The sequence below is a fragment of the Butyrivibrio sp. NATIVEDY162 genome, from assembly GCF_045999815.1.
Taxonomy (GTDB): domain Bacteria; phylum Bacillota; class Clostridia; order Lachnospirales; family Lachnospiraceae; genus Butyrivibrio.
This window is the reverse complement of record NZ_CP172573.1, coordinates 3286473-3311709: the sequence shown is the minus strand read 5'-3', so window position 1 is coordinate 3311709 and position 25237 is coordinate 3286473. Positions and strand designations below refer to the sequence as shown.

Annotated in this window: 25 protein-coding genes and 1 tRNA gene; 3 read left to right on the top strand and 23 right to left on the bottom strand. The window is 40.6% G+C overall.

What is annotated here, in order from left to right; genetic code table 11:
• Positions 1 to 29: 29 nt before the first annotated feature.
• A complete protein-coding gene (locus ACHCNF_RS14440; protein WP_408070446.1) occupies positions 30 to 1208 on the bottom strand; it encodes an acetyl-CoA C-acetyltransferase in 1179 nt (392 codons plus the stop codon).
• A gap of 485 nt (positions 1209 to 1693) precedes the next feature.
• Between ACHCNF_RS14440 and hpf the strand changes: the two genes are divergently transcribed.
• Positions 1694 to 2221 (top strand): ribosome hibernation-promoting factor, HPF/YfiA family, encoded by a 528-nt coding sequence (gene hpf / locus ACHCNF_RS14435; RefSeq protein WP_408070445.1) that lies wholly within the window; start codon positions 1694 to 1696, stop codon positions 2219 to 2221.
• Between the two features lie 129 nt (positions 2222 to 2350).
• Here hpf and ACHCNF_RS14430 read toward each other — a convergent pair whose 3' ends face one another.
• Together ACHCNF_RS14430 and trxB are read right to left on the bottom strand one after the other, a co-directional pair.
• The gene (locus ACHCNF_RS14430; protein ID WP_408070444.1) at positions 2351 to 3658 is read right to left on the bottom strand and encodes a C40 family peptidase; all 1308 of its coding nucleotides are present in this window, start codon (positions 3656 to 3658) and stop codon (positions 2351 to 2353) included.
• Between the two features lie 300 nt (positions 3659 to 3958).
• On the bottom strand, positions 3959 to 4894 hold the full coding sequence (trxB, locus tag ACHCNF_RS14425; protein WP_408070443.1) for a thioredoxin-disulfide reductase: 936 nt from the start codon (positions 4892 to 4894) through the stop codon (positions 3959 to 3961).
• A gap of 170 nt (positions 4895 to 5064) precedes the next feature.
• Here trxB and ymfI point away from each other — a divergent pair, with 170 nt between their 5' ends.
• Complete coding sequence (gene ymfI, locus ACHCNF_RS14420) at positions 5065 to 5808, top strand: elongation factor P 5-aminopentanone reductase (RefSeq protein WP_408070442.1); 744 nt, start codon at positions 5065 to 5067, stop codon at positions 5806 to 5808.
• Positions 5809 to 5920: 112 nt separating this feature from the next.
• On the opposite strand, the gene lgt is transcribed toward ymfI, so the two are convergent.
• From lgt to ACHCNF_RS14365, 11 genes are all read right to left on the bottom strand, one after another.
• A complete protein-coding gene (gene lgt / locus ACHCNF_RS14415; RefSeq protein ID WP_408070441.1) occupies positions 5921 to 6673 on the bottom strand; it encodes a prolipoprotein diacylglyceryl transferase in 753 nt (250 codons plus the stop codon).
• Between the two features lie 44 nt (positions 6674 to 6717).
• A complete protein-coding gene (locus tag ACHCNF_RS14410) occupies positions 6718 to 7080 on the bottom strand; it encodes a response regulator (protein WP_408070440.1) in 363 nt (120 codons plus the stop codon).
• A 12-nt stretch (positions 7081 to 7092) separates the two neighbouring features.
• Positions 7093 to 7980, bottom strand: coding sequence for a chemotaxis protein CheX (locus ACHCNF_RS14405; RefSeq protein WP_408070439.1), 888 nt, complete (start codon positions 7978 to 7980; stop codon positions 7093 to 7095).
• 89 nt (positions 7981 to 8069) lie between these two features.
• Positions 8070 to 9362, bottom strand: a complete 1293-nt coding sequence (locus tag ACHCNF_RS14400) for an SseB family protein (RefSeq protein ID WP_408070438.1) — start codon at positions 9360 to 9362, stop codon at positions 8070 to 8072.
• 34 nt (positions 9363 to 9396) lie between these two features.
• On the bottom strand, positions 9397 to 10701 hold the full coding sequence (locus ACHCNF_RS14395; RefSeq protein ID WP_408070437.1) for a M18 family aminopeptidase: 1305 nt from the start codon (positions 10699 to 10701) through the stop codon (positions 9397 to 9399).
• Positions 10683 to 11534 (bottom strand): putative ABC transporter permease, encoded by an 852-nt coding sequence (locus ACHCNF_RS14390; protein ID WP_408070436.1) that lies wholly within the window; start codon positions 11532 to 11534, stop codon positions 10683 to 10685. Before ACHCNF_RS14390 ends, ACHCNF_RS14395 begins: the two co-directional genes overlap by 19 nt.
• A complete protein-coding gene (gene nth, locus ACHCNF_RS14385) occupies positions 11521 to 12174 on the bottom strand; it encodes an endonuclease III domain-containing protein (protein WP_408070435.1) in 654 nt (217 codons plus the stop codon). The genes ACHCNF_RS14390 and nth overlap by 14 nt, the downstream gene beginning before the upstream one ends.
• A gap of 124 nt (positions 12175 to 12298) precedes the next feature.
• On the bottom strand, positions 12299 to 12751 hold the full coding sequence (locus ACHCNF_RS14380) for a type 2 periplasmic-binding domain-containing protein (RefSeq protein ID WP_408070434.1): 453 nt from the start codon (positions 12749 to 12751) through the stop codon (positions 12299 to 12301).
• Complete coding sequence (locus tag ACHCNF_RS14375) at positions 12744 to 14588, bottom strand: hypothetical protein (RefSeq protein WP_408070433.1); 1845 nt, start codon at positions 14586 to 14588, stop codon at positions 12744 to 12746. The genes ACHCNF_RS14380 and ACHCNF_RS14375 overlap by 8 nt, the downstream gene beginning before the upstream one ends.
• A gap of 88 nt (positions 14589 to 14676) precedes the next feature.
• A complete protein-coding gene (locus ACHCNF_RS14370; protein ID WP_408070432.1) occupies positions 14677 to 15732 on the bottom strand; it encodes a hypothetical protein in 1056 nt (351 codons plus the stop codon).
• Positions 15733 to 15759: 27 nt separating this feature from the next.
• Entirely contained in the window at positions 15760 to 17193 is a 1434-nt protein-coding gene (locus ACHCNF_RS14365; RefSeq protein ID WP_408070431.1) for an MBOAT family O-acyltransferase, read from the bottom strand.
• 300 nt (positions 17194 to 17493) lie between these two features.
• Here ACHCNF_RS14365 and ACHCNF_RS14360 point away from each other — a divergent pair, with 300 nt between their 5' ends.
• Positions 17494 to 19323: a S41 family peptidase gene (locus tag ACHCNF_RS14360; protein WP_408070430.1), complete on the top strand. Its 1830-nt coding sequence runs from the start codon at positions 17494 to 17496 to the stop codon at positions 19321 to 19323.
• Positions 19324 to 19473: 150 nt separating this feature from the next.
• Here ACHCNF_RS14360 and ACHCNF_RS14355 read toward each other — a convergent pair whose 3' ends face one another.
• From ACHCNF_RS14355 to ACHCNF_RS14315, 9 genes are all read right to left on the bottom strand, one after another.
• A complete protein-coding gene (locus tag ACHCNF_RS14355) occupies positions 19474 to 20139 on the bottom strand; it encodes a hypothetical protein (RefSeq protein WP_408070429.1) in 666 nt (221 codons plus the stop codon).
• 510 nt (positions 20140 to 20649) lie between these two features.
• On the bottom strand, positions 20650 to 20958 hold the full coding sequence (locus tag ACHCNF_RS14350) for a hypothetical protein (RefSeq protein ID WP_026523462.1): 309 nt from the start codon (positions 20956 to 20958) through the stop codon (positions 20650 to 20652).
• 4 nt (positions 20959 to 20962) lie between these two features.
• On the bottom strand, positions 20963 to 21532 hold the full coding sequence (locus tag ACHCNF_RS14345; RefSeq protein WP_026523461.1) for a DUF3990 domain-containing protein: 570 nt from the start codon (positions 21530 to 21532) through the stop codon (positions 20963 to 20965).
• Positions 21519 to 21755 carry a hypothetical protein gene (locus tag ACHCNF_RS14340; protein ID WP_408070428.1) on the bottom strand — a complete coding sequence of 79 codons (237 nt, stop codon included), beginning with the start codon at positions 21753 to 21755 and terminating at the stop codon, positions 21519 to 21521. The genes ACHCNF_RS14345 and ACHCNF_RS14340 overlap by 14 nt, the downstream gene beginning before the upstream one ends.
• A gap of 230 nt (positions 21756 to 21985) precedes the next feature.
• Complete coding sequence (locus ACHCNF_RS14335; protein WP_408070427.1) at positions 21986 to 22159, bottom strand: hypothetical protein; 174 nt, start codon at positions 22157 to 22159, stop codon at positions 21986 to 21988.
• A gap of 55 nt (positions 22160 to 22214) precedes the next feature.
• Positions 22215 to 22394, bottom strand: a complete 180-nt coding sequence (locus ACHCNF_RS14330; RefSeq protein WP_408070426.1) for a hypothetical protein — start codon at positions 22392 to 22394, stop codon at positions 22215 to 22217.
• A complete protein-coding gene (locus tag ACHCNF_RS14325) occupies positions 22384 to 23283 on the bottom strand; it encodes a VG15 protein (protein WP_408070425.1) in 900 nt (299 codons plus the stop codon). The genes ACHCNF_RS14330 and ACHCNF_RS14325 overlap by 11 nt, the downstream gene beginning before the upstream one ends.
• A gap of 550 nt (positions 23284 to 23833) precedes the next feature.
• Positions 23834 to 23906 (bottom strand) — tRNA-Thr (locus ACHCNF_RS14320).
• 82 nt (positions 23907 to 23988) lie between these two features.
• Positions 23989 to 24969, bottom strand: a complete 981-nt coding sequence (locus ACHCNF_RS14315) for a pyruvate kinase (RefSeq protein ID WP_408070424.1) — start codon at positions 24967 to 24969, stop codon at positions 23989 to 23991.
• Positions 24970 to 25237: the final 268 nt, after the last annotated feature.

The following is a 25237-nucleotide window of genomic DNA, read 5'->3' as shown; positions in this document are numbered from 1 at the left end:
AATAATCCGTTTCCTTTTTACATATAATCTTAGTCGCGCTCAACGATAGTTGCACAACCCATGCCACCACCGATGCAAAGAGTAGCAAGACCACGCTTCTTGTCAGATCTGGCCATCTCATGAAGAAGAGTAACAAGAATACGGCATCCTGAAGCTCCTACAGGGTGACCAAGTGCGATAGCACCACCGTTAACATTAAGTTTTGAAAGATCGAAGCCAAGGTCCTTACCTACAGCTACAGACTGAGCTGCAAATGCCTCGTTTGCTTCGTAAATATCGATATCCTCGATCTTAAGACCTGTACGATCAAGAACCTTCTTAGTAGCTGCAACAGGGCCAACACCCATGATAGAAGGATCAACACCGCCAAGAGCACCACATACCCATGTAGCCATAGGTGTGATACCAAGTTCCTTAGCCTTCTCTTCGCTCATAACAACGATAGCTGCAGCACCGTCATTGATACCTGATGCGTTACCGGCTGTTGTTACTCCATCAGCATTGATAGGACGAAGCTTTGCAAGACCTTCCATTGTAGAACCTGCACGAGGGCCTTCATCTGTATCAAACATAACTGTTTCCTTCTTAACCTTTACAGGAACAGGAACGATCTCGTCCTTGAACTTGCCTGCCTTCTGAGCAGCTTCACACTTCTGCTGGCTGTTAAGAGCAAACTCGTCAAGCTCTTCTCTTGTGAGCTTCCACTGCTCTGCTACATTGTCAGCAGTCTTGATCATATGATAGTCATTGAATGCATCCCAAAGAGCATCGTTAACCATACAATCCTTCAATACACCATTATTCATACGATAACCGAAACGAGCCTTGTCAAGTGCGAAAGGAGCCATAGACATGTTCTCCATACCACCTGCAACCACGATATCTGCGCTACCTGATAAAATCTTCTCAGCTGCCATGTTTACGCAGTTAAGACCTGATCCGCAAACAACGTTGATAGTAACTGCGGGAACCTCAACAGGAAGACCTGCCTTGATTGAAGCCTGACGTGCTACATTCTGTCCAAGACCAGCCTGGATAACGCAACCCATAAGTACCTCGTCTACCTGCTCAGGCTTAACGCCTGCTCTGTTAAGTGCTTCCTTGATTACAATTGAACCAAGCTCTGCTGCCGGTGTGTTTGAAAGGGCTCCGCCCATCTTACCGATTGCTGTTCTGCAAGCGCCTGCCAATACTACCTTCTGTGCCATAGATGCTACCTCCGTTTCGGGACTATTGTCCGCCAAATTATATTTTTATTTGTTGCTTGTTATTTTTTTGTCACAACGTATATATTATAGCATGCATGAGAATTTGAGTGCAAGGAAAAGCATAGTCAATATCCTCTTTTTTTATGAATTTATTATGAACCTGTCATTTTGCACATAAATATAAAAGTCAATATGATTAATCGAATTAAATTTAATAAAATTTTTAAAAGTTATCCACATTTTTCAAAATGAGAATGGCTAATTTACGACTTATACACGAAGTTATCCACATTGTCCACATTTATCCACAATAAAACGCCGAATAATCCACCTCAAAATGCAAACATATTTTTTGTACGACTTTCACAAAAATTAACAATTTCTAAACTCATTTGCATTGAATTGATTATCTATATAAAAAAATGATATAATTTAACTGATAATTATTCCAAAACAAACTATAAAACTGCAAAGGGGATGATTGCATGAAATTCACTATTATAGGTAAGAACATCGATGTAACACCCGGACTGAGAGCCGCTGTGGAGGAAAAAATCGGAAAGCTCGAGAAGTACTTCACTCCGGAGACTAATGTCAACGTAACGTTAACTGCTGACAAGGATCGCCACAAGATTGAGGTAACAATCCCTGTAAAGGGCAAGATAATCCGATCTGAACAGGTCAGCAATGATATGTACGTTTCAATTGATCTGGTGGAGGAGATTATTGAGCGTCAGCTGAAAAAATATAGAAGTAAGCTTGTTAACAAGCACCAGACTGAGATCAGCAATTTCAAAAAGGAATATATCGAAAATGAGGATTTTGACGATGAAGAGATCAAAATCGAAAGAGTTAAGAAATTCGATCTTAAGCCTATGTATGTAGAGGACGCTGCTATTCAGATGGAGCTTCTTGGACATAACTTCTTTGTATTCATCAACGCTGAAACAGATCAGCCTAATGTAGTCTACAAGAGAAAAGGTAATACTTACGGACTGATTGAGCCCGACTAAATGATTATCCCCCGGGATTTTTCCCAGGGGATTTTTTTATCATAATTAAACAATTACCTTTTAATAAAAAGTGGCATGGATCCATAATTGAATCCATGCCACTTAATTATTTTTATTTTATTCTGTATCTTAGAAGACTCTTCTTACTGAAAGAACCTGTCTGTAGCTTGCATTTGAAATCTTGATACCTGTCTTAGCTGAGGAAGCATGAACAATGTTTCCACCGCCGATATAGATTCCTACGTGACCTGAGTAACATACGATGTCACCGGGCTGTGCATTTGCAAGACCATCAACTGCTGCTCCGACACTTCTGTCCGCACCACTTGAGTGAGGAAGGCTTACACCGAAGTTAGCATATACGCTCATTACAAAACCTGAGCAGTCAGCGCCGTTTGTAAGTGATGTTCCACCGTATACATACGGGTTACCAACGAACTGCTGTGCATAAGAAGCAACTGCAGCTCCAATTGAACTTGACTGTGTTGTATAGCTTGCTGCTGAGTTGTAGCTCTTGGAACCATTGCCGTCTGAAGAACTCTTTGTGCCCTTCTTAGCCTGAGCAAGTGCTGCCTGACGAGCCTCTTCCTCTTTCTTAAGACGAGCTTCCTCTTCTGCCTTAGACTCAGCTTCAACGAACTCTGTTGAAAGTGTTACGTAATCCATTGATACGTATCCTTCACCTTCTTCGATGCTGACCTTAACCCAGCCATCCATCTCCTCGGTTACAACAAGTTCATCCTCTATCGGAACAAGTCCAAGCACTTCATCATCTGTGCTGGGGCCACTTCTTACTTTAAGAGTTGTGGTTGTAACAGTAGCAATTCTCTTACCTACTTCCTTGGCAAGTTCAACTGCATCTTCACCTGTTACACAGTATTCAGCCTTAACATATCCTTCAACTGAACCGGACTTGATCTTGTACCATCCCTCAGTCTCTTCTATGAATGTACCAACTGAATCGTCATAGAGCTTACCGATGATCTCACCATCATCCTCACTCGGGTTATCGCGGACATTAACATAATCATTAACGTTGGCGATTACCAGTGACTTAAAGCGCTCCTCTTCCTTCTGCTCATCCGTGAGTTCTTCCTCAGCTTCATCCTCGCCTGTTCCGGGCTCTTCAGCCGGGATAGTAGCTCCGGTAGCTTTCTGAATATCATTAAGAATGTTCTCCTGCAATGTAGATGCAAGAGGTGTCGTCTCTGTAATAGTTACTGCAGAGTCTTCAATCTCGTTCTCTGCAACATCTGTATTGTCACTTGCAAGGTTTGACAGAGATACTGAATCTCCTGTCAACGCGTAGCTGATACCTGCTGAAGGTAAAACTGTTGTTACCTTTGATGCCGAAGCACTAACTTCATAACCTGCTCCACCAACTGTTACCGCAGCGGCAACCCCCATAGCCAATAGCTGCACTCTAGTCTTTCGCAAAACGAACCTCCAAATTATTTGTTACGATTTTGTTACATCTTTTAAAAATATACCTTGTCAGTCTCAATTTGTCAACCTACCCTAACCATTTTAGCACAAAATTGAAAGGCTTAAACAAGCCATTCTTCCAATTGGTTAATCTATTAACGCAATTTAAGATACGAAAAAAGCCAGTAACCATGCGGTTTCTGGCCATTTCCAAGATATGGTATTCAGTTTTATAAAAAGCACAATAAATAGTTAACAAAATTTGTATCGTGAATTTTGTGCAACTTTTTTTAGAATTTTTTTATTTTTATTTTATTTTTTACCAACCAGATAATCCTGGACTGCAGTTACTGCATTAGCGCCATCTGCAACTGCCGTAACAATTTGTCTGAGTCTCTTCTTTCTGGAGTCACCTGCAACAAAAATGCCGAGAGTTGAAGTAGCACCGCTTTCATCTGCGATAATATATCCGGTCTCATCCATCTCTGCAAGTCCGCTAAAACTTTCGGTAAGGGGATGAATACCTATTGCAACAAAAAGTGCATCTGTATCCACATCCTTCTTCTCTCCTGTTTTTACATTCTTAACAGTAACAGCTGTAACCTTGTTGTCACCCTTTACCTCTTCTATAACGCTGTCCCATATAACCTCCACATTGGGAAGTGCCAGCAGTTCCTCCTGCAGGATCTTAGCAGCGCGAAGCTCATCTCTTCTGTGTACCAGATACACCTTGCTGCAGCCTCTTGCCAGGAAAATAGCATCTTCTACAGCAACGTCACCACCACCATTTACTACAGCCACCTTATTTCTGAAAAATGCACCATCACAGGTTGCGCAGTAAGATACGCCGCGTCCGGTAAATTCTTCTTCACCTTTTACGCCAAGCTTATTGTGAGAAGCTCCTGTTGCAAGTATTACTGTTTTGGTTTCGTACTCACCTTGGTCTGTTACAACTTTATATACAGAAGATTCATTTTCGTTTCCTTCCTTTACTTTTATAATAGAAGAAACACATCCCTCTGCAAACTCAGCTCCAAGCTTATCGGCATGCTCACGGAACTTCATTCCCATATCGAATCCATTGATACCGGGGAGTCCCAGATAATTATCAACTTCATAAGTAATAAGTATCTGTCCGCCGCTTACCGGATCCTTTTCAATTACAAGTGTATCGAGTCCTGCTCTCTTTGCATAAACAGCAGCTGACAGTCCTGCAGGTCCTGAACCGATAATTACTAAATCTCTCATTCTATATGCCTCCTTATATTATTCTTATATGCATTAGATTGTGTACAATTTATTTTCTATTGCCATAATAACTCTAAAAAATATTTTTGTAAACAACTTTTTTATTTATACTTTATTCCGTCATGCTATCATTATATGTTGTAGGAAAAAGTACACCGGAGGTATTATTTATGTCCAAAAAAAACACAGTCCTTATAACAGGCGCTTCCAGAGGTATAGGAAAAGCTATAGCAAAGATATTTGCACAAAACGGATATGATCTGTACCTTTGCTGTAAAAATAACATAGAAACACTTACAGACTATGGCAAAGAGCTCTCCGAAAAATATGGCATAACTGCCGTCACAACAGTCTGTGATGTATCATTCGAGGCAGATGTTATTTCCATGTTTAAAACTATATCCAATTCTTCCATCGGTTACCCCGAAGTCGTAATTAACAATGCAGGCATTGCATGGTACGGGCTTTTATCGGATATGACAGCTGACGAGTGGCATAAAATGATTGGCACAAACCTTGACTCTGTATTTTATATGAGTAAAAATGCAATCCCGCACATGGTACGAAACGGTCACGGAAAGATCATCAATATCACTTCTGTGTGGGGACAGGTCGGCGCCTCCTGCGAAGTAGCGTACTCCGCTTCAAAAGGCGGTGTTAATTCATTCACAAAAGCCCTTGCCAAGGAGCTTGCTCCAAGTGGCATACAGGTTAATGCCATTGCCTGCGGAGCCATAGATACTGAAATGAACAGTTCACATCTATCAGAGGATGAACTCTCAGAACTCACTTCGGAGATTCCCGCAGATAGGCTCGGAACACCAGAGGAAGTTGCCGAACTTGCATTTAATCTGGTACAATCCCCCGCCTATCTCACAGGACAGATAATAACTTTAGATGGCGCCTGGATATAATAAATGGCCTTGTGCTATATTTTTTTGCTGATACAGCATAAATATGAAGAAAAAAGTCATAAAGCAGTAAATCAATTCTGCTCTATGACTTTTATTTTTCCATAATTCGAAATCAGAATCTCATCTCAAGCTTCGGAGCTATTGCTGTAAGTACGGCTCCGGCTGCAACTATCACAAAGGAAATAATCTGTGATGTTGAGAATATTCCAAGGTTTCCTCTGTAGTCGGCACGGAAGAACTCTATTACAAATCTTCCTATACCATACAACACCAGATACATTGCAGCGGTCCTGCCCTTAACTTCGGTTTTACCTGAAAACCAGATAAGGAAAGCACCTATCAAAAAATCTCCGGCTGACGACATCAGCTGAGTCGGAATAAGCGGAACACCATTTGGTGCAAAATCCGAATGAGTAAACACTACATGAATCGGGCTGTTTGTCTCTGCTCCATAACAGCAGCCGGCACAAAAGCATCCGATTCTTCCAAATCCCTGTGCAATGGCCACAGCCGGCATAACAACATCAAAATACTGAAGGAACTTTTCGTGTTTTCTTTTTACATAAACAAAACTTGTAAGAATTCCACCGATTATTCCGCCATAAACCACGTAGCCGTTTGCGAAATTCCACAATATGGACGGGTCTTTAATTATATTGGGGAATTCCACGATGTAGTACAGCAGTCTGCATCCCACAAGTCCTCCAATAATAGCACAGTAAAAGATTCCATAAATGGTATCTTCAGATAAGCCCTTCTTCTTCCCTCTCTTAAGAACTATCATAAGCGCTGCCAAAAATCCGACAGCTATCATCAGGCCATACATATGTAATGTAACAGGACCTATCTTAATATCATTAAACATATTCCTCCCAATCCAATGCCCTGCCGTTACAAGGCACACATCTGTCAGCTCTGCATCACCTTATCAATGGCAGATATGACAGTATCCTCGTCAAGCGGTTTGGTAATGAACTCCACCGCTCCATTTTCCACTGCTTCTTTTACCTTTTCATTCTGACCTGCAGCTGTGATCATTACAACCTTAGCATGCGGATCAAATTTACGGATGAGCTTTAACCCCTCGATGCCATCCATAACCGGCATGGTAATGTCCATCGTTACCAAATCGGGCTTAAGCTTAGTATAGTCATCAAAGCCTTCCTGGCCGTTTGTTGCTTCTTGTACAACAGAGTGTCCATGCCTCTCAAGCATATCCTTGAGCACTCTTCTGGAAGTTCTGGAATCATCAACTATAAGAATATTTGCCATAGTTTTATCTCCTCACTTAATTGTCACATCCTGACCGGCAGCAATAACAAGACGCACCTCCGCATCGCAACAGTTTACTGTCATAACGTGAAGCTCCGGACCTGAAATCTCACCAAATCTGGTAATGAAATATGGCGGATCAAGTTCTATTCTCTTGCCCTGCTTACTTCTGTCAGTAGCATACAAACCATTTATACAATTGATCAGCTCGCACATAGCATCAAGAGCATCTTCCTCGGTCTCAATAAATTCCTCCTTGGTATAGCTCTTAGCAAGTTTCTGCAGGTCGCTGTTCTTGCCCACAAGTGCAACGGTAGCCTTGACATCTCCTGAAAAGGACTGGTATGCAATGCATTCTTCCTTGATATTACCTGCAATAGTTGCATTATCAATTGAAAGATGTGTATCAATCAGTCTGTAAATATTCTTTATTCCATATTTGAAAAGTGCATTGTACTCTGCATCATCTGTCCCTGTAAACAGCGGCACAATGAAATCCGGATTGCCGTCCTTTAATGCCGTCATCTGTTCATCTGTCAGATTTTTATCCTGTTGATAGGACCTGATAGCATCATCCACTTCTTCAAGTGTCATTATCTGCTTCTCAACAAGTGCAGATGTAAAGGTCTGAAACTCGTTCAACTGAAGAGAAAGCAAATATCCCAGCTGTATCTCTGATATATATCCTCTCTCTATCGCCAGATCGCCGAAACGCTTATCCTTCGTCGCCTGAATAGCATTGATTTCTTCTGCCTGAGCCACTGTCAAAAGTTTCTCAGTAACAGCTATTACGCCTAGCTTAGCTCTTCGCGATTCCATTACCTGATATGCGGTATATAGCTGTGCTTTAGTAATAGTCCCCCTGTCGAGGAGGTATTTTCCCATTATTCGGTCAAACATAATACCCTCCGTTCATAAGAAAAGATCTGAAAAAACACAAGCAATTTCTATATAATTATACTACAAATCTTAAATGCAGAATACTAATACTATTCCTCTTCATCATTAGTTTTTGCGGCAATACCCTTACCGCTCATAGCTGACTGAACCGCAGCTTCAGTCTCTGAGAGTTTTTTCTTTGCAGGTTTTTTCGGAGCTGCCTTTCCTGCGGCCTGAGCAGCCATCTGAAGAGCAAGCATACGCTCTCTGGGAATCATGATCTTCTGTCCGCCGGGATTTATGATAATACCAGCCTTATCCCCTACAAACTTAAGCACATCTCCAAATCCGAACACTGCACCATTGTACTCTGAATTCCTGAAAGCCTTGGTGAACTCTATTCCATCTGTGAAAACAGGAAGGTAGTGCTTCTCATCGGCGCTCTTTATTTCAGGGAATTTTATCTTGGTCTCCGCAGTAAATTTATATCTTCCATCCTCAAGAACTTCCACAGGTCCCTCGTGTTGCATGGGCACGATATAATTAGCAGCCTGTGCAGCTGCTGCCATTCTCATTTCCTTGGCAGCAAGTACTTCATTTCTCTTTTCATACTTAACAGGCCATCTGATTTCTCCAAGAAAATCAAGTATTGAAAATACAAGGGTAGGGTTCTTGGGAGATTTATCTCCTCCGTTGCCCCAGTCTCCCGGCGCTGCCACAATCTCATTTCTTTTAAAGTGAGCTCTGTAATATCCGTTGTCCACGATGAAATTCTCTATTCCAAGGTAGTACAGATAGTCAAAGAAGGTTCTTCTCTCACTAGCGGATTCAGCCGCATTGTCTGCTTTGCAGGCACGTACGGCAAGCTTTCTGAACTGCTTGGAGAATACCTTTACAGCCTGTTCAGCATACTCCTGTGATGAATAAATGTTGATATAGCCATGATCGATAAAAGGATATCCCGTTGCCATATCAAAAAGCACATAGAGCATCTTGGCATCACGCACCCTGCCAAGGATCTCGTTGTATACTTTCCTGTGATTTGCTTCGTAATTCGGAAGCGGTGCTATCTTCTGGAATCTCTCCTGTACAGTCAAAAGGAACAAAAGCTCTTGCATGGATAAAAATTTAATAGACTCAGGATCAAGCTCTTCTACATATGCAAGCTCACCGATTTCCTCCTTGCGTGCATCATCAAGGGGATCCTCGAAGACATCCTCTTCTTCCTGACCATCAATCTTTATGGGATTTAGTTTCCCCGGAACAGGCCACCCCTGCTCCTTATGCTTTTCCTTAAGCTCAGCTATCTGCTGCTCTTTTCTCTCAGCTTCCTGCTGTTCCTCCAGAAGTGCAGCCTCCTCAGCTTTCTTTTTGTTACCACCCAAAAAATCCAAAATTCCCATTAAAATATCTCTCCGTTCTAATAACTACTTACTTTCAGGCCTCTATATCAGCCCCGTAAAATTCCTTTGAAAAGTCGATCAGATAATCGACATCCCTTACCCCTGCAGTCTCATAAGGTGAATGCATGGCAAGCTGAGCCATTCCTATGTCCACAGTTCTTACAGCTACCTGCGTTCCGGATATGTTGCCAAGTGTTGATCCGCCTGCTACATCAGAGCGATTGGTAAAGGTCTGATAAGGAACCTTGGCCATATCGCATATCAGCTTGCAGATTGCTCCCGAAGCCGCATCAGTTGTGTATTTCTGGTTAGCATTATACTTTATTACAATGCCCTTGTTCATCTGAGGTCTATTGACCGGATCAGCCTTTTCCACGTAGTTGGGATGAACCGCATGTGCATTGTCAGCTGATATCATGAAGCTCTCTGCAAGAGATACGAGATAATCCTCTCTGCTTTTACCAAAAGCATCATTTATTCTGACAAGGGTATCTTTAAGGAAGGTAGATGCCGCGCCCTGTCTTGTAGTGCTTCCAACCTCCTCATTGTCAAATACTACATGCATGATCACATTCTTTTTGTTATCAGCTGCCATAAAGCCTTCAAATGAGCCGTAGCAGCACTCAAGATCGTCAAGTCGTCCCGATGATACGAACTCATCATCAGCTCCCCATACAGAAGGCTCAACTCTGTTATACAGGAAAAGGTCATGAGATACTATTGAATCCTCCTTAACACCTACTGCCTCTGCAATTATTGACATGAATTTGTCTTTACTGCTGATATCTCCGAATATAGGAAGCATATCCTTTTGAGCATTGAACTTATGTCCGTCATTGGCTTCTCTGTCCATGTGAATTGCAAGTGAGGGAAGCATTACCAGGTCTCTGTCCACATCCACAAGCTTTGACTCAACACCAACTCCCTTTCCCTTGCTCTTAACCATTACTCTTCCTGCAATGGAAAGCGGTCTGTCAAACCAGGGTGCACAGAGCATTCCGCCGTACTTTTCAACATTAAGTGTCACATAAGCACCTACAGACTCAATCTCAGGATTCTCCTTAATCTTGAATGAGGGAGAATCGCTGTGACTTGCTATCATATAAAATCCCTTATAATCCTTTGCAGGAAGCTTAAAGGATATTATTGATGATCCGCTTCTTGTCACAAAGTATTTTCCTCCCTTTTTAAGAGTCCATTTCTCATTTTCATTTAGTTCAGTAAAGCCTCCCGCAAGAAGTCTCTCCCTGAGCTCTGCTACCGCATGAAAAGCGGTAGGACTCTTCTTTATAAAATCTGTTAGTCCTTTTACTGAATTCTTCATTTCTTCACCTTCCATTGTTTCTCATCTCCGGTACGAATCTTATCCTGAAGTCCCTTATAGAACTCTGACATTCGCTCCGTATTAAGCGTTCGTCCCCCTCTGAAAACAGGTCTTTTGAACCTGAAATTTTTAATATTTTTCAGCTGATATCTCTGTCTGAAATCAAGCTTCTCTGCCGCAACAGCCATAGCCTCCTTTGCCCTTACAGGTACAGAAGTCAGTGCTTCCTTTGCCTTCCCGGGTGTGGCGACTGCATTCTTGTACATATCCTCCATACGGCCATCAAACTCTGCCATGGCACCTTCAACCATATCAAGCAGGTGTATCAAACTGGATACTGTAAGAACCAGGTCTGCAGCAAGATATCCCATCAATAAAAGTGCTATTATCTCAGCAGCTATAGGATTTAATCCGCCCATCACTTTTTCCATAAAGGGCAGTGCAAATCTCGTAACTAAAATTCCCGCTATGCCAAAGCCCATGGTAGCGGGAACGCAAACACGTCCATTAATATTGAGCGGCATATCGTAATATTCCCACCAGACAGCATGGAATCTCTTTTCAAGAAAATAGGATGTACCATATTCAAGTACTATACTTCCCAATGCGCATATAGCAAATATCTTCCATATAGGTATTTGACTGTAAGGGATACTTCTAAACATTGGTAAATATCCAAATATGAGCTCACAGGCCACCGTTCCTGTCCCATATATAGGGCATAAAGGTCCGAACAGGAATCCTCTGTTTCTCCAATGTCCTTCTTTAACAGTGCAGTATGTGCACTCATAAATCCAGCCTAAAAAGCTGTAAAGCATAAACTCTATAAATAACTTACTGACAAACATAAACATTCCTCGTTTTGCCGTATTTGCAGATATCTTTAAGGCAGCATTTGTCACACTGGGGTCTTCTGGCAACGCATACTGCCCTGCCGTGCCATACGAATCTGTGACAAAGACTGTTACCTTCCTCAGGCGGAACAATCTTCCAAAGCTGTGCCTCAACTTTGGCAGGATCCTTGGTATTATCTACAAGGCCGATCAGATTGCTGAGTCTGATACAATGAGTATCCGTAACTATGGCCGGCTGTCCGAAAACATCACCCATTACAAGATTGGCACTCTTCCTGCCTACACCCGGAAGCTTCAAGAGTTCTTCCATGGTGCCGGGCACTTTATCATCATACTTCTCGTGAAGTATCTTCATGCAGGCACTTATATCCCTTGCCTTGGATTTGCCAAGGCCGCAGGGGCGAATTATCTCTTCTATTTCAGAGGGATCTGCCTCTGCAAGAGCACTTACCGTCGGGAACTTCGCATATAAAAGCGGAGTAGTCTTATCAACTCTGGCATCAGTACACTGAGCTGCAAGTCTGACACTGACCAACAGCTGCCATGCCTCACTGTAATCCAGCGTACAATCCGCATCAGGATATTCTTTTTTTAATCGTTCTATTACTTCCAATGCCAACTGTTTTTTTGTCATAGCAAACACCAATATATTCTATCGCATATTCTAATTAATCGAAAGTTATTTCTTATCAGAAGCCCAAACAGAAGCCCAAACGTAAAACAAAGCCCGAAAAGCAAAAGCCTCCCGGACTTTATTGTCAATTCTCTGTCTGTTCCAACGCGCTGCTCATAAGCTTCAAAAGCTCAAGTGCACTTCTAAAATGTACTTTCTTTTTCTTTTCAGACCATAGTACCTGTCCCTGCCAGGAGCTATTCTGCCTGAACTTAACATGGACAATAAATGTAGCCTTCTCGCCTCTGTAGGTCTTAAGACTTCTTATAGGCTCTCTCTTCCTGATGGAATTGGGATTATGATAGTCTCTTGATCTGTCCTTCTGTCCAAAGCTTCTGTATGAAGTGGTTCTCTGAGGAAAATCCCAGTTGTCATACAATCTGTCCATCAGCATGACCATCTCATAGCCGCTGTTAAACGGAAGTGAATCTTCCTCATAGGGAGTCCACAATACTCCGTTTATATCCCCGTCAGACGCCTCATTTACGCAGACGCAAATTAAATTTTTACCATAAATACGTGATTCTGTCTCAGTCATTTTTCTTTCTCTTATTTCTTCTCATTGTTATAAGTGTCATAAATGCACAGGCCACCGCAAATACTACTATATGTCTTCCAATATCTGAGTAGTCATCAGTTGATGATCTTCTGGCACCAAGGACGTTTTCATTTATGGGATGGGCTATATCAACCGTAACCTCTCCGCCGTCTCTCCTGGCGCCAAGCACTGTCGCATTCTCAAGTGTCTCTGCCTTAGCCGAGGCTCCTTCGCCACTTCCTTCTGCAGAATCATCTGCAGGCTTCGCACTCTCGGAAGCTTCCGTCTGTGAAGAAGATTCACCTGATTCTGATGAAGTGTTACTACTGTCTTCATCAGGCATTACGTTAATGGCTTTATCTTCCTTTGTCACCTTAAGAATACCCGGAATCTTCTCTATATCATAATTTTCTTCGAGAGTTCCCTCATTAAGCTTATAGGAAAAATAATTATAACTCTCTCCTACTGCCTTCTGCTTACCTGTAAACTCATAGGTTGCGCCCTCACCCTCGGCAAAACCGTCGCCTGAAACCGTAACCTTATGCTTCTTATGTGTTTTGTTGTCAAACTTCTTTGTTAAGCTTGCAGAAGTAAGGATAACCTTTCTCTTTTCTATGATAAGCTTACCGGGGCTGAACTCAAATTTAAACTGGCCGGTAACAACATTTCCTTCAGCGTCCTTTATAACAGGTGACCCCGATATATTTACAGAATACTCCCCGGCGTTCACACCCGAGCCTGTTGCTGATATGCCGGTAACTGTGAAAACTGCATTACCAATTGTAAATGTCAGAACCTGCGAAGGATCACCGTTTCCATTTACCTGAAATTCAGCGTCGCTTCTACCCTCTAAGATAAAGCCACTTATGTTCCTGGTCGTTCCATCATATTTAAATGTATTTTCCAGACCTTCAACTGTAAGAATGTATTTTTGTGACTCAGTTCTGTCAACTACAGACAGAGCTCCAAAAGTGTACTCTACCTCGTAGTTATCAGGATTCGTTCCTTCTATATAGGAACTTATTACAAACTCATTTACATCTGTTCCTATGGCTGTTCTGCTCTTAGTAAAAGAATAATAAGCTCCCTGTCCGGGAATCCAGCCTTCCTCCAAGGCAAGCGGCATACCTGCATTGGTAAGAGGTGTACCGTCATAGGTTTTAACAATGTTCATTGATGATAGCCTTACAGTCTTTTTCAAAATGACACCATCTGCCACGACTGTAATAGTTCCCGGTGTATTAACCTTAGCAAAAGAGCTGTCATAAACAGAAGTTCCTGTAAGGTCAGCTTCAAAGGAATTATTGTTATCATTTGTAGCATCAGTTGCAAGTACTGTCACCTTATTATCAGGAAGCCCTACTATATAAAAAGGCTTCCCATTCGCATCTGTGACAACTGCCGCAGTTATTGCATTGCCGTCAATTGTGATTGCCGTTGTAGTAAGTTCTATCTGAACCGCATGAGAGCTACCGTCATAAACCAACGGATTTATAGGAGTTCCGGTAGCAGTCAGGGATTCTACCGATGAAGCCTCCTCATTTTTCTCAGAAAACGAAGCTTCCCCATCGTCTTTTTCGCTGATATCCTGTGCGTCCTCTTTATCTGCAGAATTTGCAAAATTATCCTGCTCAGGCAGTTGAGCTGAATCATCCGTGATACCGGATAGATCACCCCCGAAATTCTGACTTTCCTCCGCCGTATAGGCAGAATCACCGCCACTTACTTCACTCTCAGCCAGCACCTGAAAACCATCCGCCAAGCTAAAAGCGATCGTTGCCGCCATAATGCCCAAAGTCACCGACTTCTTACTGTATCTTAGTAAATTCCCCTTCAAAACATAACCCTCATTAAGAATAAACCTAAATCATTGCCCTTGTATTATACAAAATTTTAAATATTTTTACCATCAAAAACAAAGGATATCAGTCCTTTTCAAGACTCTCTTTTTCCTTTTCTTTCTCTATTTCCTTCTCCCTGGCCTCAGTTGCCATCTTTTCCGTAAGCTTCACGCTGTCATCCCAGGATTTGTAGCGTTCATCGCCTCTTCTGTCAATGATATCATCTTCAAATCTGCTCTTTAGATTATCAGCAAGAAAAGCCGTAAATTTGATGCTGCCCTCATAGTTAAGATGCGAATAATCATTAAAATCTTTGGCAAAATCGAGTCCTATCTCATCATAGGTTTCATTCATATTGCAGTACTCTATTCCCTTTTCCTCAGCAATCTGCCTGACCTTGTTAAAGGTAAGAAAATCATGATTTTCTGCTATATAAGGAGCCACTATAAAAAAGAGCTTAACATTATTCTCATTTGCAAGGTCGATTATCTTATTCAGATATTTCTCTGACTTAGGAGTAAGGTCAGCGCTGATGCCCTGGCTGTACACAGGTCGTGTCTGTTCTCTTACAGCACAGTAAGGTGTGTATCCCTTAAAAGCCGCAAGATCTTCTCTCCCAAAGAGGGTATCAAAATCCTCCTCTGTGAGATTTTCGTATCTGTTATGATAAGTAAAAAAGTCCGGGAAATAATCATCCCATCTCGTAAACTCGCAGCTTGTTGTAAGAAGTCTTACTTTATTTATCGAAAATTTTAATCCCTGCAGATTTTCATAAAGAAAATCATATTGATAATCATCCTTAAAACGTGCAGGAGCATAGAAGTCCAAAACAGCAACCTTGGGCTTTTGGGTCTTAAGCGCCTCCCTGAAATAATAGTAGGTCTGCCACAGGGTCTGCTCAGCAGCACTGTAATCGTAAGCGGCAATCCCATAGTCCTCCCACAAAAGCGCAGTGTTAACGTCGCAGTGTATGTGGCTTGATCCAAGCATCAGAACATCTATGGAATTCTTGGGCTGGGCATAGAAGCTCCTCGCCTGATCAATTCCGTGTATTGATTTTTCAGACAAAAGCCTGTCCAGACATATTAAAGTAATTATAAAAGCCAAGACAAAGCCTAAATAGGTCAGTATTTTTTTCATATATCCCCTTTGTAAATAAAACTTATATCAGAAGTCCATGTACATAAATCCAATAACCTGTTCTGACGGTCCGTACACTCCGTAAACCAGAAGAAGTACCAGCAAAATAAAGAAAACCGTAAGCCTTGCAGGAAGTGCCATCTCCATTAAAAGCTCCGGAAAGTCTTTTTTCTTAACAGAGGATGTCACATCCATTACTACCAATACCAGAATGCCAATTATCATAATCCACAGCTGATAACTGCTCATCTCAAGAAACTCCATCTCCTCGGCAAATGTCATGCTGATTCCGCTTCCCAAAAACATGTTTCTAATATATCTTATACCTCTGCTAAGACTGTCAGAACCAAACAGTATCCATGCAACAGAGACGCTTATAAATACCAGAATCCGTCTTACTATCTGCATGATCTTCACGTCAAAAACATGCAGTTTTTCAAGAATGTTATCCACTACGGAAAGTGCACCGTGCATAAGTCCCCATGCCACAAAGTTAAGCCCGTTTCCATGCCACAGACCGCAGACCAAAAATACGATCACTGTATTCAGTTGTTTTCTGAATGCGCCTTTTCTGTTTCCTCCAAGCGGAATATAAATATAGTCTTTTAACCAGTTGCTGAGCGAAATGTGCCATCTTCTCCAAAAATCCGACATACTCTTTGCAGTGTAAGGCGCTTTGAAATTCTGAGTGAGCTTAATTCCAAACAGAAGTGCAATACCTATAGCTATGGAAGAATAACCGGCAAAATCCGTATATATCTGAAGTGTATACATAAGACTCCCCGCAAGAAGTGCTTTTGCTGAATGAAAATCCGGATTCTCCAAAAGTACCGCTGTATACTGGGCAAATCTGTTAGCAAGCACAAGCTTTAGACAAAAACCATAAAGAATATATGCAAAGCTTCTGTTTAAGTTTTCTTCATTGAAAAACTTAAATGATCTAACAGTCTCCTTTTGAGAAAAGAAGTTTTCAGCTCTCTCTATAGGTCCGCTTATGAACTTCGCATAAAAGGACTGATATAACAAAAAGTCAAAAAAGGATGGAAAATGCTCCGCCTTTCCCTTATTAACATCTACAAGAAAACTGATTGATTGGAAAATATAATACGAAAAGCCGATAGGAAGGATTGCCCATGACAAAAATGAAGGCAGATGATCTCTGCTCCTCAAGACTTCTCCAAGCTTCAAAATCGTAAGTGATGAAACACATACAAGGACACCCAGAATACACAGAGCCCTCGAGATTACCGGTCTTTTGGGATTTAATATGCGAATCAAATATCCCGTAACATAGGAAAATACCGCTACCACCAACATTATAACAAATGCCAGTCTGCTAAGTAATAAGATGTATCCAAAGCTTGCACAGGTAAGCACAAACACTCTGTATTTAGGTGCGGATATATAAAACGCAATCAATGTTGCCACAAGAAAAATCAAAGTAGTAACTTCAAATGTCATGCAAGACTCCCCAAATTTGTATGATTACAGCTCCTCATCTATTTCTATCGTAAGCGGCAGATATATCTGCCGCTTATAATAATTCAAATGCATTTAAACTGCGAATTAAATTATAGCATACGTTCAATATCTGTTTCCACAGTTCCATTTTTCATAAATGGGGCAAAGTGGATCAGATAATCATTTTAGCATTTTTTAATGATTTTTTTATCGTCATTTCACCCATACTATTTCATAATATCTTATAGATACAATTCCAAAATAGAGTTATGTCTAATACCAGGTTTGGAAAGGGATAATATGAAAAAGAGAACAATCAGTGCCTTAATAGCAGTTACCATTTGCACCTCATCCATAATAAGCTGTAAACCTGTAGCCGCCGAAGAAACTCCGGACTATTCCGAATCTTATGACGAACAGGTATCTCAGGAAACAGATGATAATACAGATGCATCCGAAGAAGCACAGCAGGAAGAGCCGGCCTATAAAACTGCCAATGAATACTCCTCTGAATACCCCTTATATGTTTTCGACGTTTCTTCTGAAGAAGTTATCGAGCTTTCCTTTTTTGACAAATCACATTCAGTTCCATATATTTCAATGGAAGAAACTGCGAGATTACTGAATCTTGTAGGCGATTACAGCGGCTTTCCTTCCTCATACGGCGTTGAATACTCAGAAAGCGGCAATACCGCCACTCTTACACGAGAAACCGGCTATACCATGACTGCCAATTCTGAAAACGATACCATAACTTTTCTTGATTATGATGCTTTTATGCTTAATCCCGGTTCAGTAAGACTCATAGATATGATACAGATTCCGGATGAAAATAATGAGGAATCAGTTGATAACCTTTTTTTACATTCCGACCACTCCTATCAAAGATATGGCGACGAGATTACTCTTCCTCTTGGGGGATATGATATAGACATCATCAAAACTGATAATGGATTATTTATTCCTCTTGCTACCGTAAGTGATTTTCTGTTTGCAGACAGATACTTTAATCTTCTTTTTAACGGCGAATCTGCAATACTGTTAGAATACGATTCTTTGATAAATGAAAATGGCGAATTAACTGATATCGGTAATCTTTATTACAGTGTACCCACGGGAGAAATTCCCAAAGAGCTTTCGACCTTTTCCTATAACGAGCTCTGCCTCATGCTTGATAATATGTATGGGCTTACTGCATTGCATGGTATACGTGATTTTGACTCGTTTTTTGAAAATACGGGATTAAAAGATTCTCTGCTAAGTACCGATCCCATTGCAATAGACAATGCAATCCTTGAATTAGTTAATACTCATCTGGATGATCTCCACAGCGATTTTTTAGGTTACTCCTGCTACAGTGATGTAGGTGATGACTTCGATATACAAAAAGGAAGTTCCTCCAAAGCATTCGATAATTATATGGAACTTCTCTATTATACACGCAGTAAATATTATGATGAAGCGCCTCCCTCTTATGAAGAAATAGGCAACACAGCCTACATAACATTTGATGATTTCACTGTTATGGAAGAAGATTATTACAGCTATCCTCCGACCGAGGATGTAACCGATACGATCGGCATCATGCTATATTCTTTTAAGCAGATCACAAGGCCCGGAAGTCCCGTAAAAAATGTAGTGCTTGATATGTCTCTTAATACCGGAGGTTCTGTTCAATCAGCAGCCTTCGTGATAGGAATGTTTCTTGAGGAGGGTTCATTTTCCATTAAAAATGTTTTAACTGATGCGCTTACATCTGATTATTATTACGTAGATTCCAATCTTGATCACATTTTTGATGAAAAAGATTCGCTGGAAAAATATAACCTCTACTGCCTTGAATCTCCCATAAGCTTTTCAGCAGGTAATCTTGTCCCCAGCGTATTTAAGAACAGTCACAAGGTCACTATCCTTGGCCAGACTTCAGGCGGCGGAACCTGCAGCGTTCTCCCTATGACAAGCGCAAGTGGAACAATATTCCAGCTCTCAGGCCATTATCAGCTGTCATTTGTAAAAAACGGAAGCTTCTATGACATAGACCGCGGAGCCGAACCTGATTACCCCATTGCAAATTTAGACAATTTTTATGACAGACGAAAACTGACTGATTACATCAATAGTCTGTATTAATTTCATAGAATAACGCCCAGCCCCAAGGGGTGCATTTGAAAATGCTTGCAAACATAAAGAAGGAGCTTTCACTTTAGATGTTTAAATCATCTAATGTGAAAGCCCCTTTCCTAATATTTATCTTATAAATTTATGCCTGCACAATTTCTATCATGAAATTCTTACTGCACAGATGTATCCACTCTTTGAGCTGCCATAGCCTGCTTTAAAGTAGCCGATTTCTCCTTCACTTAAGCGGTTATAGGTTGAATCTCCTATCTGTCCGGCTCTAAGACCTGCCAGGCCAACATATACATTTTTCTTACCGTCCTTAACATACGCTCTGAAAGTATACTCTGCATGGCTTCTGACCTTAAGGCTATATGTTGTTCTCCCGCGCTTTCCCTTGTAAGTAATGGTACCTGAGCTGTTCTCTCTATCGAGGGTATATTTTCTCATTCTTATGCCTCTCTCATACTCTCCGCCATTTCGAGCAATAATCACAGGATAGAAGTCACGCATACTACGTGTACGCCATCTGTTCATATCCAGAACAGTATTAACTACATCCTCCCTCGAAAATGCAGGTCTGTTTATGACAATCCTGACATCAAAAACGTCGTAACCATCATCAACATCCTTTATCTTGCGTGTCGTGATGGAATACCATGACTTTTTCCAGCCCTCACCGCGTGCATAAACAGCCTTTATATAGCCTGAGCTCGATATGGTAACAGGACTGGCTTTTTTAGCTGCCACGCTATTAATCGGGTTTGAGCTGATAGCAATTACAGCCGCAAGTACAAGTGACAATAGTGCTTTAATACTTCTCTTCATAAAAAGAACCTCCTTTAAATGCATGGCATTATTACGCAAAATGCGTAGTATCCTGCTACCATTATGAATTATCAATATAAAACTGTAATAAATTTGGAATTAATAAATGATTAAATTTCTTTAGTTAACGACTTAATGAAGCTCAGAACAGGAATCTAAATCGAGTAGGCTGACTCCTACTCGATTTCGCACACGAACATTCCGCACTTCGTGCTCCATGTTCTTACAACCGGCAAATGAATTTGTATGCAAGCATCCATTCGCTTGCCGGTCTTGTGCAACAAATACAAAAAACCTCAAAACCGATTATTAACCGACTTTGAGGTTTCTTTACTTTCGAGCTGGCAACGGGAATCGGATAATAGCCAGTTACGAAAACCCGCATGGAAAGGAGGGCGCTAATCGTCTAGGAGACGATTGCTCAGCGCCGACCGAAGCGGAGCGTAGAATTTCGGTGCTCTCTTTTATAAAAAAGACCACTTTACAGACCACTTCCAAACTAACTATCTCTCAAATCTTAGCAAGTTCTTTATTTAGACTCCTTACCTCTGAAATGTACTTTTTTATGTTTTCAGAAGTAATACTATTTCCTATAGCATTCCCAGACTCTCGTATATCTTTACCAACCTCGACCAAACTGGCCTGTGGGCTATCATGTAATGCACTGACATCTCCATCAACCATCAGCTGGTATGTGCGAGTATTCGTTATAATATCATAGCAATCAGAATAAGAGTAATCGGTAATTGCCATCATTATATCTATCATAATACTGAGTTTTTCCATAATTGCATTTTCTCTTTCTGTGAACTTGCCCATTCTCTTACTCTCCTTTCACTATTTTTGTATACTTTATTTCCCTTGAGTTAGGAATACGTTTTGTAAACATAATCCTGTGTATTTTCAATGAATCCAATAATTCTTGTTTCTTAATACAAAACTGATTTCTGTGATCAAACAATCTCAAATTTGCTCTGACAGTTGCGGCATCTGCTATTCCCATTACATAATCATTCGTATATTTGATTATCCTGCTGCTGTCATGATCCAGCATATAACCATAAATCGCATCGTATTTACATAGATCCGGTATTGTATCTTCTAATCCTACTCTGCAAAGACAAAAAGTTTCAATGAATTCATCAGAATATGTTGTATATCTTTTGATATTCATCAAACTTGGATTTATTGATATTTCATAAACAGCTCCTGAACCGACATTTCCTTTTAAAGACCACTGTTTAGCCTGTTCTTCATCAGTAGTGAAATATATTCCCTTCCCGAAATCAAGCTCATTTCTAGAATAATCTATATTAAACTTCGTTATATTCTGACACGGCGAGCCATGATATAGTTTTATCATTGAATTCTTAGATGTATCAATGAATTGCATCGTCGATTAACTCCTTTAAAATCTTATATTGACTACTTGTAGATGCATTATTATTTATATTATATAATTCAGCATATTTGCTCTCTATACCTGCATCCCTAAATATCTTAACCAGACTATCGACAGATACTTCATTTTTTTCAGAAACATATTTTATCAGCTCAGTATATGCCTCTGCATAAGACATAGCCCTAGCATTTAGATTTGTTTTCTGCCCTGCCATTGAACCACTTCTCCTTTTGCATTCTTCTAGTCTCTAACTATCTATAATTATTATATCGTATTTCATGTTTTATTGCTCCAAACATTTTCCCATAGAAAAACCAAAAAGACTATCTCAATGCAAAACATATAATTTCTTTATTGCAACAGTAAACACAACTCTATCAATTACTATCTTATAGGCGGTTTCGTCAGTAGAATTAACTTTATTTTCAATTGCAAGGTTAATTCCTAACCCTTTATAATTTTGATAAACTGATAAATACCATCCTCAGATATTTCCATGTCTTCATTTGTCTTGGTGACTATAACATCATCGCCCTGCTTATACGTCAGGAACACCTGCGCTTCTCTTAAGTCTCTGTTCACGCTAAAAACGTGAATCGGTGTGCTTCCTCTTCTCATTGTTTATCTCCGTTTTTGCCAATAAAAAGCACCTACAGTTATTTGCTGTAAGTGCTTATTCTTTAACTATTTCAAATGCTTCAGGGGGATATGCATATTCCCCATCCTCCATTTCATCCACAATGCCAAACCAGTTCTTTTTCAAAACTCTAGCCTCATAGATTTTACCTGTACGTAATTTTACAGGATCGTCCTCTCCGATATATTTCACTTTGACTATATCATTAATCTTCATAGAACCAATTACCACCTTGATCAGGTTTTACTTTATAATCAACATTGCCAGTCTTTGGATGTCTATACCAATGTAGGTCAGCTCTATAACTGTCCTCATTGTAATCAACATAACCCATTCCTTTTAATTTCTGCCATTCGTATGGTGAATCAGCAGTTTCAGGGTATTTATAAGCCAGCACATCAACCTTCTCGATTTGTCTTTCCCTGCCTTTGCCAGCTATAATCTGAACATTCTCTATATGTGTATGCGGTGTAAGTCTTGATTTTGTACCATCAGGCAAATCGACAATTGTATCTTTATGCTTTGCTCCAGCACTTCCCGGAACAAGTATGTCCTTCTCATATTCAATGTTACTAGTACCCACATCATTAGTCAATTGGTTTGGTCTTTCATTTTTCTTTTCAATTGCTAATATTGACCTATTATTAATGTTTTTTCTGGCATATGCTTCTCTTTTCTGAGCATTTATCCTGTCCTTATTTTCTTGGTACTTTATCCTGCGTAATGAATTTATCTTATCTTTAGGACTTGTCCCATCAGCACTGTTATACATTTCCAGGTATTTATCTGGATCATAGCCACCGACCTTGCTATTTTTATCATGACGTACTGCAAAAGTGCAATCACAATGGGCGTGTATATGCTCAGCGTGCGTATTTAAAAGGCTGGCCGTGGCTCTTTGCCATCCTCTGGAAGCAAGTGTGATACAAAATGCGCATGTATCTCCAACAGGCACCCAAGCAAATTCTGCTCCGTCCCTTGCAGCATTATGGAGCATGGTGTCAGCTGATGCCTGCTTGCTGAGTCTGTATAATACTGAGTTTAGCAATTGTCCTGTTGGTGACTGCTTCAGGGAGCCGTTTACGGCTTTTGCAACTTCATCCATATCCGTCCACGCTGACATTGTTTGGAACGGTTCAGAATGGATATATAAGCCATTTACCAAAAATGGAGAATCTGGGACAGTAGGACTTCCTAAATTTGTTATAGATTCACTCCCTGTTACAGATGGTTATATATTTAAACCCAATCCCACAATAATCTCACACAGATATGACAGGTTGCGAAAAAAAGTCGGGCTCTAGTATAATTTCCACTCACTGAGACACTTCGCAGCGTCATTTAGAAGTGATATAGGGATTCCGTCAAAGTATATTGAGGAAGTTGGAAGATGGAAAAGCTCATCAGTCATGAAAAAAGTATATGACAACACTTTGGACTCTTCCAGAAAGAAATACACTCACTTGTCGAATAAATATCTTGAGGATAATTTTAAGCCGTCTCAGGAAGCATAATTTCGTGTCAACTTTTATAGTTAAATAATGATTTTTCAGCGTTAAAAAGTGATTTTAAATATCATTTATTAACGCTAAAAAAGCCAGTAAACAAGCGACTTTAAACTACTTTTCGCTCATCTACTGGCTTTTATCAATTCGAGCTGGCAACGGGAATCGGACCCGTGACCTCCGCACTACCAATGCGACGCACTACCGACTGTGCTATGCCAGCAATCCGTGACCTTGTGTCAGTCACAAATGCTATTGTAACAAGGTCAAAGTGCCTTGTCAACACCATTTTCGTGCCTATAAGTCTATTTATGCAGGCAAGCTGTCCGTGCTGTATTGTGCAGATACCTGATGACCTCCACAGGATTCCTGCCTATTGCAGTTTCTCCTGTCACCATAACAGAGGATGCCCCATCAAGGACAGCATTGTAGATGTCGCTGACCTCTGCTCGTGTGGGGACTTCGCTTTTTTCCATGGACGCAAGCATCTGTGTTACAACCATGAATGGTTTTCCATATTCGTTACATATATTCGAAATTTTCTTTTGCACATATGGCAGCTCCCACAGCGGCATACTGTTTCCTAAGTCTCCGCGGGCTATGATCATCTCATCAGCCAGGTCCATGAATGATTCAAGATTATCCACGCCTTCCAGGTTTTCTATCTTTGCATATATCCTTATATTCTTCAGCCCCTGCTCATCAAGGGCTCTCCTTACAAAAAGAAGGTCCTCTCTGCTTCTTACAAATGGCTGCATGATTCCTGTGATTCCAAGTTCATCAGCAAGTGTTAGATTTTCAATATCATCACTCGTCATAGCTTCAAGGCATATATTTTTGTTCTTAACAAGTATGCTCTTTCTCTGAATAAGCATGCCTCCTCGAAGTATCTTCAAAGTAGCATTCCCACCGTTTGTGTGCGTAACTACTCCAAGTATTTTGCCATCATCCAAAAGGACTTCGTCGCCTTCTTCTGCCTCTTCAATCACTTCGTCGCATACAGGGATTCCACCTTCTCCGAGAATTGTCTCCGCTCCCTCTTGCAGATGGATTTCTTCTTTGAATCTTCCTATCCGCAACTCAGGTCCCTGCATATCTATCAGGATTTTTGGAATTATCCCATTTGCTTTTGCAGCGTTATGAATTTTATCTATACTGTCTATACAGTCTTTCAGCATTACATGGGAGAGATTTATCCTTATTCCCGTCATCCCTGACCCAAACATTTCTCTTAAAATTGTCTCATCGTCGCAGGCAGGTCCCAAAGTTCCAAAAACATCAATCATAGATCAGCGCTCCTAAAACCGGTCAAGCATAAGATTGTAGAAAAAAACTTAATGCTCAGCCAAACTTCAAAATATCTTATAAAAGACATTATACAATACCATCAAAAGTTCTTGCCATTCACCAAAAACAGCACGCGCTCAAACAGTTAAGCATTTATGATATTTTCATAAAATATAAGTCATAATTGTGGTTTTATAACAGCCTTAAATATATGATGATATTAGAAGCAAATTTTGACAATTTATCAAGTCAAATCAATATAAAAAC